The organism is Corynebacterium sp. NPDC060344 (assembly GCF_042725215.1).
Lineage (GTDB): Bacteria > Actinomycetota > Actinomycetes > Mycobacteriales > Mycobacteriaceae > Corynebacterium.
In genome coordinates, this window is sequence record NZ_JBHXCS010000008.1 from 22,871 (window position 1) to 39,391 (window position 16,521).

At 71.3% G+C, this 16,521-nt stretch carries 14 protein-coding genes; 8 read left to right on the plus strand and 6 right to left on the minus strand.

Annotated elements, in window-relative coordinates:
* The first annotated feature begins 71 nt into the window (after positions 1-71).
* From ACFWGD_RS10100 to ACFWGD_RS10110, 3 genes are all read left to right on the plus strand, one after another.
* Positions 72-752 (plus strand): SdpI family protein, encoded by a 681-nt coding sequence (locus ACFWGD_RS10100; protein ID WP_377778561.1) that lies wholly within the window; start codon positions 72-74, stop codon positions 750-752.
* Positions 753-882: 130 nt separating this feature from the next.
* Positions 883-1,872 (plus strand): bile acid:sodium symporter family protein, encoded by a 990-nt coding sequence (locus ACFWGD_RS10105; protein WP_377778563.1) that lies wholly within the window; start codon positions 883-885, stop codon positions 1,870-1,872.
* 99 nt (positions 1,873-1,971) lie between these two features.
* Positions 1,972-3,075, plus strand: a complete 1,104-nt coding sequence (locus ACFWGD_RS10110) for a DUF695 domain-containing protein (RefSeq protein WP_377778565.1) — start codon at positions 1,972-1,974, stop codon at positions 3,073-3,075.
* Positions 3,076-3,097: 22 nt separating this feature from the next.
* On the opposite strand, the gene ACFWGD_RS10115 is transcribed toward ACFWGD_RS10110, so the two are convergent.
* Genes ACFWGD_RS10115 through ACFWGD_RS10130 form a run of 4 tightly spaced genes read right to left on the minus strand, consistent with a single transcriptional unit; the run spans position 3,098 to position 6,408 of the window.
* A complete protein-coding gene (locus ACFWGD_RS10115; protein ID WP_377778567.1) occupies positions 3,098-3,481 on the minus strand; it encodes a branched-chain amino acid transporter permease in 384 nt (127 codons plus the stop codon).
* Positions 3,481-4,272 (minus strand): AzlC family ABC transporter permease, encoded by a 792-nt coding sequence (locus ACFWGD_RS10120; RefSeq protein WP_377778569.1) that lies wholly within the window; start codon positions 4,270-4,272, stop codon positions 3,481-3,483. Before ACFWGD_RS10120 ends, ACFWGD_RS10115 begins: the two co-directional genes overlap by 1 nt.
* Before the next feature lie 37 nt (positions 4,273-4,309).
* Positions 4,310-4,951 (minus strand): YqgE/AlgH family protein, encoded by a 642-nt coding sequence (locus ACFWGD_RS10125; protein WP_377778571.1) that lies wholly within the window; start codon positions 4,949-4,951, stop codon positions 4,310-4,312.
* Positions 4,952-4,992: 41 nt separating this feature from the next.
* The gene (locus ACFWGD_RS10130; RefSeq protein ID WP_377778664.1) at positions 4,993-6,408 is read right to left on the minus strand and encodes a CCA tRNA nucleotidyltransferase; all 1,416 of its coding nucleotides are present in this window, start codon (positions 6,406-6,408) and stop codon (positions 4,993-4,995) included.
* 115 nt (positions 6,409-6,523) lie between these two features.
* On the opposite strand from ACFWGD_RS10130, the gene ACFWGD_RS10135 reads away from it, so the two are divergent.
* From ACFWGD_RS10135 to murJ, 3 genes are read left to right on the plus strand one after another with little or no spacing between them, the layout of a single operon-like run.
* Complete coding sequence (locus ACFWGD_RS10135; protein WP_377778573.1) at positions 6,524-7,747, plus strand: NUDIX hydrolase; 1,224 nt, start codon at positions 6,524-6,526, stop codon at positions 7,745-7,747.
* The gene (locus ACFWGD_RS10140; protein WP_377778574.1) at positions 7,744-10,350 is read left to right on the plus strand and encodes a hypothetical protein; all 2,607 of its coding nucleotides are present in this window, start codon (positions 7,744-7,746) and stop codon (positions 10,348-10,350) included. The genes ACFWGD_RS10135 and ACFWGD_RS10140 overlap by 4 nt, the downstream gene beginning before the upstream one ends.
* Positions 10,343-14,038, plus strand: coding sequence for a murein biosynthesis integral membrane protein MurJ (gene murJ, locus ACFWGD_RS10145; RefSeq protein WP_377778576.1), 3,696 nt, complete (start codon positions 10,343-10,345; stop codon positions 14,036-14,038). The genes ACFWGD_RS10140 and murJ overlap by 8 nt, the downstream gene beginning before the upstream one ends.
* 99 nt (positions 14,039-14,137) lie before the next feature.
* On the opposite strand, the gene ACFWGD_RS10150 is transcribed toward murJ, so the two are convergent.
* Positions 14,138-14,437, minus strand: a complete 300-nt coding sequence (locus ACFWGD_RS10150) for a hypothetical protein (RefSeq protein WP_377778578.1) — start codon at positions 14,435-14,437, stop codon at positions 14,138-14,140.
* Positions 14,438-14,452: 15 nt separating this feature from the next.
* A complete protein-coding gene (locus ACFWGD_RS10155; RefSeq protein WP_377778580.1) occupies positions 14,453-15,049 on the minus strand; it encodes a hypothetical protein in 597 nt (198 codons plus the stop codon).
* A 169-nt stretch (positions 15,050-15,218) separates the two neighbouring features.
* Between ACFWGD_RS10155 and sigM the strand changes: the two genes are divergently transcribed.
* Together sigM and ACFWGD_RS10165 are read left to right on the plus strand one after the other, a co-directional pair.
* Positions 15,219-15,860: an RNA polymerase sigma factor SigM gene (gene sigM, locus ACFWGD_RS10160; RefSeq protein WP_377778582.1), complete on the plus strand. Its 642-nt coding sequence runs from the start codon at positions 15,219-15,221 to the stop codon at positions 15,858-15,860.
* Positions 15,857-16,480: a hypothetical protein gene (locus tag ACFWGD_RS10165; protein ID WP_377778583.1), complete on the plus strand. Its 624-nt coding sequence runs from the start codon at positions 15,857-15,859 to the stop codon at positions 16,478-16,480. Before sigM ends, ACFWGD_RS10165 begins: the two co-directional genes overlap by 4 nt.
* Positions 16,481-16,521: the final 41 nt, after the last annotated feature.

Below are 16,521 nucleotides of genomic sequence, written 5' to 3' on the forward strand. Positions count from 1 at the left end.
GTACACAGCATAGTGGGCGGGTGGCGCGGGCGATTGCCGTGGTGGCGCCTCGGGGCCTTAAACTGGAGTCCATGATGGTGATTCCGGTGATTTTGCTGGTCGTGGCGCTCGTTGTCGCCGTGGTGGCGGGCCTGGCGTGGTCCGCGAAGCTCCCGGGCAATTCGTACGTGGGCATCCGCGCGCCCGAGGCCCGCAAGTCCCGCGAGTACTGGGACATCACGCATCGCGTGGCGGGCCCGCCGTGGGCCGTCTCGGCGCTGGCGTTCGCGGGTGCTGCGGCGCTGGCGTTCGTGGCCATCCGCCCGGAGGCGTCGGGCTGGATGTGGCTGTGGGTCGCCGTCGCGGGCCTGCTGGGGCTGGCGATGCTGGGCGTCGGCGGCGCGATCGGTTCCCACACGATTGCGCTTTACGACGCCAAGAAGTCCGCCGAGAACGACTCCGCCGGATGTTGCTCGTCCGGCGGCTCCGCCGGCGCGGGTGCCGATGCCGGCGCATGCGGTTCGGGCTGCGGTTGCGGTTCGGCCGAGGCGGCGACCGGACACGCGAACACCGGCGCCGACGCATGCTGCACTCCCGCCGAGGCCGCCGCCGCTGACGCACCCCGCGACCCCTCCGCCGACTGCGGCGTGACCGGCGGCTGCGGCTCGTGCAGCCTCAACGGCATGTGCGAGGACGGCAACGCCACCTTCGGCTCCGCCGCCGTCGACCGCGACGCACTGCGCCGCGCTGCCCGCGCAAACGACGGGAAATAGGGGAGGGGCCGGGCCGTCGTAAAGCAGGGTCCGGCTAACCCACCTCGAATGACTTAACCCACCCGTTGCAGCGGGTGGGTTTGGGCATTCGGGGTGGGTTAATCCGGGGCAGGGGATAACCTTGTTCCCCATGTGGAACCGTCTGCGCTCGTGGCGCCCCGATCCCCTGATCGTGCTGATCGTGCTCGCCGTGATCATCGCGATCCTCCTGCCCGCGCGCGGCGCCTTCGCCGACGGGTTCGGCCTGGCCACGAGGATCGCCATCGGCCTGCTGTTCTTCCTCTACGGCTCGCGACTGAGCCCCCGCGAGGCGCTCGACGGCCTGAAGAACTGGCGGCTGCACCTGACCATCCTCGCGCTGACGTTCGTGCTGTTCCCGGTCATCGGGCTGGCGCTCAAACCACTCGACTGGGTGCTCGCGCCCGGCCTTTACCTGGGCATTTTGTACATGACGCTCGTGCCGTCGACCGTGCAGTCGTCGGTGAACTTCACGTCCATCGCGCACGGCAACGTCGCCGGGTCCATCGTCAGCGCGTCGGCGTCCAACCTGCTCGGCATCGTGGTCACGCCCGTGCTGGTCATGCTGCTCATGGCCACCGGCGACGGCGTCAAAGTCGACGGGTCGGTGTTCCTGGACATCTCCGTCCAGCTGCTGCTGCCGTTCGCGCTGGGGCAGCTGGTGCGGCGGTGGACCAAGGCATTCGCCAAGGCCAAGGCCACCAAGAACGTCGACCGCATCTCCATCGCGATGGTCGTCTACGCCGCGTTTTCCGAGGGCATGGTCGACGGCATCTGGTCGCGCGTGCCCGTGCTGGACATCGTGATCCTGTGCGTCCTGTCCGTCGTCCTGGTCGAATTCCTGCTGCGCCTGTCCGGGTTCATCGCCCGGCGGGCCGGCTTCGACCGCCGCGACCAGATCGCCATCCAGTTCTGCGGCTCCAAGAAGTCCCTGGCCACCGGCCTGCCCATGGCCGCGGTCATCTTCGGCTCCGGCGGGGCCGGCGTGATCATCCTGCCGCTGATGATCTTCCACCAGATCCAGCTGATGATGTGCGCCTTCTACGCCGCCAAATGGGGCAAGGACTTCGAGGAGCGCGCCACCGCCGACGCCGTTAGCTAGACGGCGGGTGCGGGGCGGGTGGCGCGCCCTGAACGTTCGCCCGGCGTAACGTAGCGTGGTCGCAGATAACCACGGTCCGTCGACAAGGGGAGTGCCACCATGACCGAAACGCCGGGAACCGCAGGCGAAGCGGGAGACGCCGGGACCGGTGCCGCGCAGGACGCCGCCGCCCGCGACGGGGCGATCGCGGCGTTCTGGGACTGGTGGTCGGCCGAGGGCGCCGATCGCCTCGATGCGGCGTTCACCGGCGGCGCGGACTTCGGCGGCGGCGGGTTCGGCGCGGCGGGGCCCATGGACATCCAGGCGGAGGTCGGGCCGCGGATCGCCGCGATCGACGAGCGCCTGGTGTGGGGCTTCGGCGCGGGCGAGCCGTTCTCCCGGCACCTGCTGACGGTCACCGCCGCCGGTGATCCGCTGGTGCGCCACATCGCGCGCCGCTGGTTGGACGCCGCGCCCGACGACGGCCCGGTGTGGTCCTTCACCGACCTGCGCACCGCCGAGCCGATTTCCACGGTGACGTGGGCGGGCCACGAGATCGATCCGGCCGAGGCCCGCGTGGCCGTCGCCGCCGGTCAGGGCGTCGCGGACGTGCGGCTGTTCCACCCGGTGTTCGCCAATCTGGTGGCGGCCGGCGAGGAGGGCGAGCGCGACGTCGCCCACGTCGGGTTCATGTTGCTGCAGTTGGCGCTGGGCGAGGAAGACTTCGGCCTGTGGCTGCGGTCCTTCGCCTTCGCCGCGCAGGAGCCGGAGGGCGCGATCCCGCTGTCGGAGCTGCCGGGCTTCATCGACCGTTTAGCCGGGGCGTGCCCGCGGTGGTTGACGCTGCAGGGCCAGGCCGACGGCAAGCCGGTGCTGGTGCGCACGCGCGCCCCGCTGTCGCCGCTGGTCGGACCGCTGTACACGCGCCATGTGGTGATGCAGCTGCTGTTTTCCGATGTCCTCGACGACGGCCAGGCCGGCGAGGCCTCCGCGAAGGCTCTGGCGGATTTCGGCGAGGAGGCCATGGCCACGCTTGCCGACGACGGCATCCACGTCGCCGCCGAAACCGCCGACGGGATGCGCCTGCTGCACTTCTACGTCGACCCCGAGACCGACGCCGCCGAGCGGTTGGCGTCGCTGGTGGACACGTGGTCCGAAGGCGATCACGAGATCGTGGCGGCCGAGGATCCGGCCTGGGAGCGCGTCGGCCACCTCCGCGCGTAGGCCGCGGCGTCAGGCGACGACGTCAGGCGACGACGTTGACCAGCACCACGTAGACCGCGGTGCCGGCGAGAATGCTCAGCGCCGAGTTGCGCCGCCACAGGTGCAGCCCGACCGTCACGGCCAGGGCCAGGGGAGCGGCCCACCATCCGCCGGGATCGCCGGCGGCGGCCTCCACTGCGGCACCGCCGTGACCGCCGCCATCGCCGCCGCCGACCAGGCCCATCCGATCGACGAGCGTGTACGCCACCAGCGCCACCATGACGCCGACGGGCATGGTCACGCCGAGGAACCTCACCAGCTCCGAGCCGCGGAGGACGCGGATGAAGGCGAAGGGGGCCCATCGCAGCGCAACGGTCACGGCGCCCATGACCAGCAGGGACACCAGCACGTATCCGGAGTCGGGCATCACGGCGTCTCCTTCCGGCCGTGCGGGTGGTCGAGGCCGGGGGCGGGGACGGGGGCGTCGTCAAGCGAACCCGAAGCCGACCCACCGCCCCACCGCATGGCGCGGTCCAGCCGCGGCGACCACACGCGCGCCAGCAGCACGCAGAAATACAGGACCAGGCCGATGACCAGCATCTGCCCGGGATTGATCAGCCACCCCACCGCGACGCACGCCAGCGCCGACAGCGGCAGCGACCAGTCGCGGTTGAGCAGGAACGCGTCCATGGCCAGGACCGTGAACAGGGCGGTCAGCGCGAACTCGAAGCCGACCAGGTCCGGGGGCAGCGCCCGCCCGGCCAGCGCCCCGACGATCCCCGGGATGACCCACATGAGCTGGCAGAACAGCTGGATGGTCACCAGCCGCGCCCCACTCAACGGCGCCCCGGACGGCCGGGCCGACGCGATCGCATACGACTCGTCGGTCAGCGCGTACGTCGAGTACGCGCGCCCGAGCCACCCGAACCGCCCGCCGATGACGTCGCGCGGGAAGGTCAGCCCGTAGAAGATGTGCCGGAAGTTGACCATGAACGCCGTCACCGCCGACCCGATCAGCCCCGTGTGCGCCATGACCAGGCCGAGCGCCAGGAACTCCATCGACCCCGCGTACACCAGGATCGAGAACACCGGCGTCCACCACCACGCGAACCCGGTCTGCACCACCAGCACGCCGAACGCCAGGCCCAGCGGCACCAGGCCCAGGCCGACTGGCCACGCTTCGGCGATGCCGCCGCGGATGGGGTGGGGGTCGGTCACGGGGCCTTCTGCTTTGCGACGGCCACCGCCCACCCCGTCAGTTGTCACGAACGTCGGCGGGGTACGTCGAGTAGAGGGGCAGCGGCCACGGCTGGCGGCGCATGACGTCGCCCCACACGTCGGCGGCGCCGGGGGCGAGGACGTCGCTGGGCAGGGCGGGGGCGACGTACCAGTCGCCGCGCTCGATCTCGTCGTGGAGCTGGCCGGGCGACCAGCCGGAGTAGCCGGCGAACAGGCGCGCGCCGTCGAGGTGCGGCGCGATGTCAGACGGCTCGACGCCGAGGTTGACCAGCGCGAACCGGTGCGCGAGCTTTTCCATCAGGGGGGCGCCGGTGGTCTCGTCGAGGCCCTCGGGGACGTCCGCGCCGGTGCGCAGCACGCCGACGCACACGGGCTGGGTCTGGTTGACGGGCCCGCCGACGTAGACGACCGGCGGCTTCGACATCACGTCGGCCCACGGCTCGAGGACGTTGTGCACCGGCGTCTGCGACCGCGTGGTCAGGTCGACGCCGAGGGTGCCGGCTTCGTCGTGCTCGATGATGAACACCACGCTGCGGGCGAACTCCGGCGACTCCATGCCCGGGGCGGCGACGAGCAGCATGCCCGCCGCGGCGTCGTTGCGCTCGAGGCAGTTGAAAAGGCGGTCTCCGAATAGGTTTTCCTGCTCCACCCCGCCCATTATGCCCGGCGCGGCGGATCGATCCAGTACCCCGGCCCGCCTCAGCCGTCGCGTTCGGTCCACCACCGCTTGAGCTCGAGGATGGCGTCCTCGCGCTCGAGCGGCCCCTGGTCCAGGCGCACGTCCTTCATGTGCTTCCATGCTTCGCCGACTTCGGGGCCGGGGCCGAGGTCGAGGATCTGCATGATGTCGTTGCCGTCGAGGTCGGGGCGGACTTTCGCCAGGTCTTCGGCGGCGGCGAGCTCGGCGATGCGGGTTTCCAGGTCGTCGCAGGCCCGGGCCAGGCGGGCTGCTTTGCGACGGTTCCTCGTCGTGCAATCCGCCCGCACGATCTTGTTCAGCTTCCCCAGCAAGGGGCCGGCGTCGGTGACGTAGCGGCGCACGGCGGAGTCCGTCCATGCGGAGTCGCCGTAGCCGTGGAAGCGCATGTGCAGGTAGATCAGCTGCGCGATGTTCTCGGTGACGCGCTTGGGGTACTTGAGCTTGCGCAGCCGGCGGCGCACGAGTTTGGCGCCGACGACTTCGTGATGGTGGAAGGAGACGTTGCCGGATTCGGTGAACGAGCGGGTGGCGGGCTTGCCGCAGTCGTGGAGCAGCGCGGCCCAGCGCAGTTCGAGGTCGGGTTCGCCGGGTTCCTCCTGCTCGATGGCCTGGCGCATGACCTGCAGGGAGTGCTGGTAGACGTCCTTGTGCTGGCGGTGCTCGTCCTGCGTCATCTTCATGTCGGCGATCTCCGGCATGACGTGGCCGGCCAGGCCGGTGTCCACCATGAGGTCGATGCCCGCCGACGGGTCGGCGCCGAGGATCATCTTGTCCAGCTCGGTGGCCACGCGCTCGGCGGTGATGCGGGTGATCTCGGCGTTCATGTCCGCCATCGCCGCGCGGACCCGGTCGGAGACGCCGAAGCCGAGCTGCGAGGTGAAGCGGCACGCGCGGAGCATGCGCAGCGGGTCGTCGCCGAAGCTGACCTCCGGCGGGCCGGGCGTGTCCAGGACGCCGGCGACGACGTCGTCGAAACCGTCGAGCGGATCGCGGAAGGACCGCGAGCCGTCGGCATGCAGCTCCACGGCGATGGCGTTGCAGCGGAAGTCGCGGCGGACCAGGTCGCCTTCCAGGGTGTCGCCGAACGTCACCTCGGGATTGCGGCTGATCTGGTCGTATTCATCGGAGCGGAAGGTGGTGATCTCCACCTGCCGGCCCTTCTTCTCCGCCGACACGGTGCCGAAGTCGATGCCCGTGTCCCAGGTCGTCTCCGCCCAGTCCTCCAGGATCCGCGCGACGACGTCCGGGCGGGCGCCCGTGGTGAAGTCGAGGTCGTTGCCCAACCGCCCCATCAACGCGTCGCGCACGGAGCCGCCGACGAGGTACAGGGCGTGGCCCGCCTCCGCGAACGCCGCCGCCAACGGGGCCAGCAGATCGGCCTCCCGCCCGATCGCCTGGTCCGCCACCGCCAGCATCGCGGTGCGCCTCACCTCCGGATCGCCGTGGTCGGGGGTGCGCTGGGGAGTCGGGGCGTCGGTCACGTGCGACACAATACCCGCAGGCTCGGAGCGGCCCGGTAGTCTCTGTGTAATGAACGAAGCCGAACGCAACGAGGGCACGGCGGGGCCGCAGCGTCGGCGCCGCCGCCGTTCGCGTCGGCGCAGCGGACGCCCGCAGGACGGCGGCCAGGGGCCGAAGCAGAACGCGGGCTCGCGCTCGGGCGGTTCCGGCTCGGGTGATTCCGGCTCCAACTCCGGCTCCGGCGGTGGCCGATCCAATTCGGGGTCCAACTCCGGCTCCAACTCCGGCGGCAAGCAGGGCGGCGCGCAGCAGTCGGCCTCCGGTTCCAATTCGGGGTCCAACCCCGGCTCCAATGCGGGCTCCAACTCGAACTCCGGCTCCGGCTCGGGCAATCGCTCGCGCCGTCGCCGCCGCGGCGGTCGCGGCCGTGGCCAGGGCTCCGGCAACCGGTCCGGCGGCAACAACGCGAACAACGCCAACAGCGCCAACAGGGCCAATAACGCCAACACTTCCGGCGGCTCCACCAACGCCGATACCGCCGTGAAGGACCCCGGCGCCAAGGACGCATCGGCCAACGCCTCCAACCCGAACAATTCCGGCGGCAAGTCCCGCTCCGGCAAGGGCTCCCAGCGTTCGGGCTCGCAGCGCTCGGGCTCCCGGTCGGGATCGAAGTCGGGGTCGGGTCGGGGGGCGCAGAGGCGTCGTCAAGCGAACCAGTCCAAGGGACGCCCCGGACGCCGCCCGGCCGGCGGGCGCCCCGCCCAGCGAGGCGCGGAGCAGCGGGACCGGATGCGGACGTCCATCGAAACGTCCGCGGGCGGCCTCGTCGTCTCCGGCCTGGCGGAGGCCGTGCGCGACGACGGCAGCGTCGACCTGTCGCGCATCTACGTCGCGCTGATCGGCCGGCTCGACCGCCGCGGCCGCCTGCTGTGGTCGATGCCCAAGGGCCACGTCGAACCCGGCGAAGCCCACGACTCCACCGCCGAACGCGAGGTGTGGGAGGAAACGGGCATCCACGGCGAGGTCATCGCCGAGCTGGGCGTCATCGACTACTGGTTCATCTCCGACGGCACGCGCATCCACAAGACGGTGCACCACCACCTGCTGCGCTACGTCGACGGCGACCTCAACGACGAGGACCCCGAGGTCACCGAAGTGACCTGGTTCCCCGCATCGACGCTGGTCGAGCGCCTGGCGTACGCCGATGAGCGCAAGCTCGCCCGGCGCGCCCACGACCTGCTGCCGGACCTGGCCAAGGCGGAGAAGGACGCCGGAAAGGCGACTCCGCGGTGACCCGGCGCGGGCGGCGCCCCGCAGTGCGCATGGTCGCGACGGCGGCGGCGGGCGCACTGGCCCTCGTCGCCGCGCCCGTCGTGCCGCAGGCCGCAGCCGCGCCGCCGCCGTGGCCGACCGACCCGACCGACCCGTCGATCTCCGCGCAGTGGGGCGCCGACGCCGGGCGGGCGGCCGCCCGGGAGCCGCTGAGCCTGCAGGTCGACGCCATCACGCCGCAGGCCCCGCGCCTCGACGGCGATGTCAGCGTCCGCGTGACGGTGGCGAACACCTCCGGCGCGGCGGTGGAGAACATCATCCTGCGCACGCAGCGCGCCGACCGCCTCGAGGGCGCGGCGGGCGCGCGGCTGGCCATGGCGGCCCCGGAGCAGTCGTTCGGGGTGGCCACGGCCTTCCGCGACGGTTTCGACCTCGGCGCCGGCGAGTCCCGCACGGTGACCCTGTCCGTCCCCCTGGCCGCGGCCGCCCCGGCGGGGCTGGGCATCGACCGCGCCGGCGTGTACCCCATGCTGATCAACGCCAACGGCCGGCCGGGCGACGACATCGAGCAGTTCCTCGCGGAGACGCGCATGCTCCTGCCGGTCGGGGCCCCGCTTGACGACGCCGACGCCGACCCCGACCGCCCCGGTGAACCGGGTGACGGGGCAGATGGAGATGGCGGGGATGGTGCCGGCGCCGACGGCACGGGAGAGGCCGATTCGCCTGCAGCCGACGAGCAGGACGACGCCGCCGAGCCCGCTCCCGTGTCGCTGGTGTGGCCGTTGGCCGCGGAGATCCCGCTGGTGCCGGGGGAGACCGGCGAGGCCCCGGGGCGGCCGGAGCTGATCATGTCCGGCGAGTCGCTGTCGTCGGAGATGTCGCCCGGCGGGCGCCTCGACGAGCTGGTCGGGGCGCTGGAGTCCGAGTTGGCCGGCCAGTCGGGCCCGGCGCTTCGCTCGTCGACGTGCGTGGCGGTCGACCCCGAGCTGCTCGACGTCGCCGACCGCATGGCCGACGGCTACCGCATCGGCTCCGAGCGCCCCAGCCCCGTGCAGGGCAGCACGCGGCTGCGCGATTCGTGGGGCGCGGGGGACGATCTCGACCTGCGCGAGGGCCAGGGTGCCGACGCCGCCGCGAAGTGGATCGCCCGGCTGGAAGCCGTCACCCGCGACCTGTGCGTGGTGACGCTGCCGTGGTCCGGCGCCGAACTCAACGCCGTCGCCGCCACCGGCGACCCAGAGCTGGCCACCGAGGCGCTGGCCACCGGCGGGGAAGTCGTCGAGCGGGTGCTCGGCCGGCCGGCGGTGCCGTCGGTGGCCATCCCACCGGAGGGGTACCTCGACGCCGGTTCGGTGGGCGTGACCGCCTTCGCCGACACCGCCGTGCCCGTCGACCCCGACGCCGCATTCGAGAGCCTGGAGGCCGGGCTGGGCACGTGGCCGCCGGCCGGCGCGCGCTCCACGTCGCTGGTCGCGGCCAATTCGCTGACCCTCGACGATGGCCGCATCGCCCGCCCCGGCGAGACCGCGGAGATCGCGCCCGGCGCGGCGGCGTTCGGGCTGCCGGTGCCGCTGTCGTCGGCGTTGGCGGCGACGGGCACGGCGCCCGAGGTCGCCGGGTATGCCGCGGTGGCCGGGCGCTTCGACCTCCCCGCCGATTCCGGCGTCGCACGCATGCAGACCGCCGTGGGCACCCTGCACCAGGAAATCGCGGACGCATCCCTCGGCGCGGGCGAGGCGGGGGCCGCGCCGGTCGTCGCCATGCCGCCCGCCGGCTGGTCGGCGACGGGGGAAGAGGCCCGCACCCTGCTGCGCGCGGTGGCCGCGACGTTCGACGACGGCATCGCCGAACCCGTCCAACTCGATGACGCGCTGGCGCAATCGGCGGGGGAGCACTCGGTCGGCCGGGCGCAGACGTCGTCGCCCAACCCCGATCCGGGGGCGGTGTCCGGCACCGAGGTCGGGCGCGCCGACCAGCAGTCCGGGTACCTGACCGACCTCACCGCGATGATGGCCAACGACCCCCAGGTGGCCCTGACCCGCCACGGCTTCACCCGGCCGCTGCGCCGCGACATCCTGCGCGCCGTCAGCGGCACGGGTCGGCGCAACGCCGCCACCCACGTCGACCATGCCGACCGCGCCGCCGCCACGATGTCCGGCATGGGGGAGATGCTGCAGCAGCTGCGCGATTCCGTGACGCTCGTCGCCCCCGGCGGCGTCTACACCCGCGCCACCGACATGTCTCCGGTGGTCATCGTCGGGCGCAACGGGCTGCCGCTGCCCGTGCCCGCCTACGCCCGGGTGCGCGTCGGCGACGCCGAAACCGCCAGCCGCCATGAGGCGCTGCTGCCCGCCAAGGGCTCGCTGACGCTCCAGGTCACTCCGCAGGACCCGGGCCCCGACGTCGATCGGGAGCGACAGAACCAGCTGCACCTGTGGCTGGAGACCGCCGAGGGCCAGCAGATCTCGGCGCCGGTGGAGATCGTCGCCCGCACCGGGCCGAGCACCCGGACGCTGCTTTTCGCGTCGGTGCTGCTGCCCCTCATCGTCGGCGCGTTCGCCTTGTGGCGCACGGGACGATTCGAAGGATTCAGGCGGATTCGGACACAATGGGGACGTGACTGAACCCGACGCGCCACATTCCGGGCAGCGCGGCCGCATCCGGCGGCCCGCGCCTCCGGCGCCCGCTCCCGCGCCCCGCACCGCTCCGGCGGCGCGGCCCGAGGAGCAGGCGCCCGATCTCTTCAGCCCGCCGACGACGCGGACCGGTCCATCGGCCGCGGCGGGCGCCGCGACGGTGGCCGTCGCCGGCGCCGGCTCAGGCGGGGCCTCCGCGACGGCCACGGCGACGGCCGGGTCGGGAGGCACGGGCGCATCCGGCGGTGTAGGTGGAGCCGCGGGCTCTGCGGCCTCCACGCGTTCCGCCGGCCCCGCCGGATCGACCGGGCCCGCCGGATCCGCCGGTTCCACCGGCGCCGCCGACTCCACCGGCTCCTCCATGCCAGGGGAGTCCGGGAAGGCCAGCGACGCCGACGTCGTGCGCTCCACGGGCTCGATGGCCATCGCCACGCTGATCTCCCGCATCACGGGATTCGTCCGCACAGCGCTCATCGGCATCACGCTTGGGCCGGCGATCATGTCCGCGTTCAACACTGCCAACACGCTCCCGAACCTGATCACCGAGATCGTCCTCGGCGCCGTGCTCACCTCCCTGGTGGTGCCGGTGCTCGTGCGCGCCCAGAAGGAAGACGCCGACGGCGGGGCCGCGTTCGTGCGGCGCCTGCTGACGCTGTCGCTGACCCTGCTGGGCGTCGTCACCGTCGCCGCGGTCATCGCCGCGCCGATATTGACCAGGATCAGCCTCAATGCCGACGGCAAGGTCAACGTCCCGCTATCGACGTCCTTCGCGTTCCTCTTATTGCCGCAGATCGTGTTCTACGGCGTGTTCTCTCTGCTCATGGCGGTGCTGAACACCAAGGGAGTGTTCAAACCGGGGGCCTGGGCGCCGGTGGCCAACAACGTGGTGGCCATCGCGACGCTCCTGCTCTACTGGTTGCTGCCGGGCACCCTGCCGGTCGATCACCCGGGCACGATCACCGACCCGCACATCCTGTTGCTGGGCCTGGGCACGACGCTGGGCGTGGTCATCCAGGCGGCGATCATGATCCCGCCGCTGCGGCGCCTGGGCATCGACCTGCGGCCGCTGTGGGGCATCGACGACCGCATCAAGCAGTTCGGCGGCATGGGCATCGCCATCGTCGTGTACGTGGCTGTCTCGCAGGCGGGGTACATCGTCACCAACCGGATCGCCTCCACGGCCGATGCCGCCGCCCCTGGCGTCTACCAGCAGGCGTGGCTGCTGCTGCAGGTGCCCTACGGCATCATCGGCGTCACCCTGCTGACGGCGATCATGCCGCGCCTGTCGCGCAATGCCGCCGACGGCGACGACAAGGCCGTCGTCCGCGACCTGTCGGTGGGCACGCGCCTGACCATGATCGCGCTGATTCCCATCGTCGTGTTCTTCACGGCCTTCGGCGTGCCCATCGCCAACGCGCTGTTCGCCTACGGCATGTTCCCCAAGGAGACCGCGGACATCCTCGGCTGGACGCTGTCGTTCTCCGCGTTCACGCTCATCCCCTACGCCCTGGTGCTGCTGCACCTGCGCGTGTTCTACGCGCGTGAAGAGGCCTGGACCCCCACCTTCATCATCTTCGGCATCACGGTGGTCAAGGTGGCGCTGTCGATGATGGCGCCGCTGCTGGCCTCCCGCACGGAGCTCGTCGTCGTCCTGCTGGGCGCGGCCAACGGGTTCGGCTTCGTCGCCGGCGCGATCATCGGCGCGTGGCTGCTGCGGCGGACGCTGGGCAATCTGCGGGGCCGCGAGGTCATCCGCACGTGCATCTGGGCGCTGGCGTCGGCGCTGGTGGGCATTGCGGTGGCCATGGCGTTGGACTCCTTCGTCATCGGCCCGCCGCTCGACGCCCTCGGCTCGGTCGGTTCGCTGCTGCGCGTGGCGCTGTCGGGCGTGCTGTTCCTCGTCGTCACCGGCATCGTGCTGTCGCGCTCGCCGCTGCCGGAGGTCCGCACCCTCGGCGGTTTCCTGGGCCGCATCCCGGGCCTGCGCCGCTTCGCCCCGAAGCCGGCGGACCCCGATTCCCCCGACGCGTCCGACGCCGATGCCGCCATCGCGGGTGCGGTCGTGGGCGGGCCGTCGGCGGCCGCGGGCGAGAATGCGGCGATGGCGTCGGAGGGCTTCACGGCCTCGCCGATGCTGCCGCCGATGCCCTCGGAGGCGTCGCGCCCCACGCGTTTCGTCCCGGGCGAGATGGTCTTCGGCGGCCGGTACCGCCTGCTGTCGGAGGAGGGTTCCCGCCCGGGCGTGCGCTTCTGGCGCGCGGTCGACCGGTCGGGCCCGGTCCGCGTCGACGAGACCGGAAAGAAGCTTTACGACGAAGTCGCCCTGACGTTCGTCGACACCCTCGTCGCGCCGCACGTCGGTTACACGGCGCCGGGCGCCGCCGTGAAGATCGCGGAGGGCGCCAAGGCGCTGCGCCGTGCGGAGGGCCCGGGCCTGGCCCGGATCCGCGCGGTGCACCTGGGCCGCACGGACGTCATCGTCGCCGCCGATTGGGTGCCGGGCATCCCGCTGTCGACGGTGGGGGAGGGCACCAACGCCGACGCGGCCGCCTTCGCCGTGGCCGATCTGGCGGAGGCCGCGGGCCGCGCCCACGCCCGGGGCATCCCGCTGGGCGCGGATGATCTCGATCGCCTGCGCATCAGCGTCGACGGCCGCGTGGCGCTGGCGTTCCCGGCGCCGCTGCCGGCGGCGACGATGGACGGCGATCTCGAGGTCGCGTGCCGCGCCCTGTCGTCGCTTCTCAGCGGCTGCCGCCACGTGCCCGCCGACATCCTCGGCATCCTCGACGACGCCACCCGGGAGGCCACCCGGGAGGTCACGGCCTCTACCGGGGATGGCGGCGATGATGCCGGGGCCGGGACGTCGCAAAGCACCGGCGACGGGGATGACAACGGCGATGAGACCACCACCGCCAACCGCGGCCTGGTGCTGGCGAAGAAGCTGCGCGAGGCGGCGCTCGGCCCGGATTCGGGCCAGCTGCAGGTCATCGCCGAAGACGTCGACGCGCCGGCGACGCCCAAGCGGCTGCGGCAGGTCACGTCGACCACGCGCGGCAAGCTGTGGGGCTCCGGTGCGATCGTCGTCGGCTTCGTGCTGGTGGTGGCTCTGATCCTGGCGGCGGTGTTCGCGTGGCTCAACCGCGCCGACGACTCGCCGCTGACGCCGGATTCCGTGCGCCGCGGACCCGAGGCCGCCGAGCAGGCGCTGCCCGTCGGGCCCATCGAAATCGCCGGCGCGCGCGAATGGCAGGCGACCAACCCCAACCCCATCGCCGGGCCCGACGATCCCGAGGGCGCCGCCCTCGCCGTCGACGGCGACGCGGCGACGGCCTGGACGACGTCGGTGTACAACGCGCAGCTGGGCACCGGCCCCGACGCGCTGAAGCCGGGCATCGGCCTGGTGCTGACGTTCGACGTCGACGCCAAGCCCGGCAAGGTCACCATTGCCGGCTCGCCCGGCGCGATGGTGGAGATCCGGTCGATCCCCGCCGACGCCGCCGAGGCCGGCACCGGCGATCTCGCCGGGACGGCGGTGCTCGGCCAGGGCCGGCTCGGCGACGGCGACACGGTCATCGAGGTCGACGGCGCCACGAAGGCCCGCCACCTGCTGATCTGGGTCACCGAGCTGCCCATGCCGCAGGCGGCCTCCATCGCGGAGGTCACCGCGGCGCGATAGCGAACGCAAGCAATTGTTGGCTATTGACGTCCTCAACGCCACGAGCGCGAAGAGATGCAATCTCTTCGCGCTCGTGGCGTTTTTGGGTTCCGGATCGGTCTACGACAGCGGGCCGGAGAAGAAGAATCCGAACGCCACGAAAATCACGATCGCGGGAGCGAGCAGGGAAAGTGCGGCTGCCACGATTAGATCGAAGGCCTTCGTTTTAATGGCGAGATACACGTTGAAACCGCAGATGGCCACGAACAGCAGCCCGAAGATGATCAGGGACGGCAACCACCACTCTTTCGATACGATCCAGAAGACGTAGCCCAGCAGGAATGCGATGACGGTTGCACCCCAACCCCACAGGCGCGGTCGTTCAAAAGCCGTTGGACGTTGAGAAGTCGATGTTTTCATTTCGATCCGCTTCCGTTAGACGCGGCACCCATGCCATCGCGGGACCGCGATGATCGCCGCCTCCAAGTAAGTTCGAGACCACCCCGAAAACTGCCCGCGAATCTGACGGAGCCGATTCACAAACTCACGATCACAGTCGCAAGTCGGACGATTGATGTTAAGGCAGTGGTCATGCCCCATACACGCGCGATCGAGTTCATCGATCGGGTCGCCAGGACCAGAGTTGTTCTTGCCACACCACCGGCCATAGTTCGTCGGATTCAGATCATTGGGCTGAATCTGGCCAGGTTCTGACGAGGCTTCTCGTTCAAGCTGGTTTACCAGCTCGGCAACCTCCACGATTCGCCGATCAACATTGTCATTTTCTGCTGTTCGCGTGTCGTAGTACACCGACCCATCTGCATTGGTCGTTGCGTATTTTTCGAGAGTGAGATGGATTTCAGTCTCAGTCGGATAGGTAGCCGTCTGCCCGTTGCTCGTTTCCGATTGGACAGCAGCGGGGGCTGCCGAGGCGTTCGCCCCAAAAAGAAGCCCCGCAACGGAAAGGAGAAGCGAGAAAGTTAGTGCAATAAAACGTGCGTAAACGATCGAGCCCGGAGATTTGGTGATCATTATAAACACCTGCCTTTGGTTGTCGGACCGGGTAAAACCGATCATACATATCCTTGCTACGGATGTTTGGTCCAAGGGATCACATTCGCATAACAAAGCTTCTTCGCGAATCTGATGTCCTTCCTGTCCCCGAATGGCGCGCCCGTCCCGCCCGTGGTGGGATGGGCGCGTGAACTTCGGGGGGAGGGTCACCGCGCCGGCGGCGCTGGTCGACCACGGGAACATGGGCGGGACCACGGATGAGCAGGCGGGCGGGGCGCCGCCGGACGAGCGCAGCGATCTCGATCTGCTCACCGCGCATCTCGCCGGCGACGCGCGGGCATTTCCGGCGCTGATCGACCGGCACGAGCGGCAGCTGTGGTGGTCGGCGCAACGCCACTCGCGCACCGAGTCGGACGCCGCCGACGCGATGCAGGAGGGACTGGTCAAGGCACTGCGCAGCGCCACATCCTTCCGGCGGGATTCGTCGGTGGCCACGTGGCTGCACAAGATCGTGGTCAACAGCTGCCACGACCGCATGCGCGGGCGCCACGGCCCGCCCGACGGCGTCGTCGACGAACGCGCCGCACTAACCCCGCTGATCCCCGACGCGGCCGACCCGTCGCTGACGGTCGTCATGCGCCAGGCCATGTCGCGCCTGCCCGCCGAGCAGCGCGACGTCATCATCGAGGTCGACGTCCTGGGCTGGCCGCTCGCCGACGTCGCCCGCCGGATGGGCATCCCCGAGGGCACCGTCAAATCCCGCCGGGCCCGCGCCCGCGCCACCCTGCGCCGCCAATTGCGCCGCCTCGAACCGGAGGTCGCCCGATGACCCGCCGCCGCCCCGATACCCACTTCGACGACGCCTCGCTGGAGTACCTCGCCTCCTCCCTGCTTTGCGACGACGCCCCTCCACCGTCCGTCCACCGCCACTGGAAAGAGCATCACGCGGCGATCGGCGACGGCGGCTCCGCGTCCGTTCTCCGCTTTCCCGGGCGGGGTGCCCGGTCGCAGTTCGCACCTGCGGCGGCTGCGGCGGCCGCCGTCGTGATCCTCGCCGGCGGGGCATGGCTCACCCTGCCCGGAGGCCCGGGGGACGCGGGCGGCGAGGTGGGGGACGGGGCGTCGTCAAGCACGGTTGCGCAACCCGGCCCCGCGCAACCGGACATCGACCTTGCCGCACTCGGACCCGCCGCGGGTAAAGCGATGGGGGAGAGGGACCTCGGCGGGCTGCGCGACCCCGCGCTCGCCGCCGCCTGCCTGGCGCAGCACGGCGAAAGCGAAGGGGCCCTGCTCGGCGCCGCACCCATGGCCCACGGCGACGGCGTCGGCCAGCTGTTCGTCCTGTCCGCGGGAATGCACGGGCGCGTCACCGTGTTGTTGACCGTGAACACATGCGGGACCGACCCCGCGCCACCGGTCGTGCACCGGACCATCGGCGCCCCCGGGTAGGCTGCCCCTGACAAAGCGAGCGCCCAGCAGGAGGAACACCC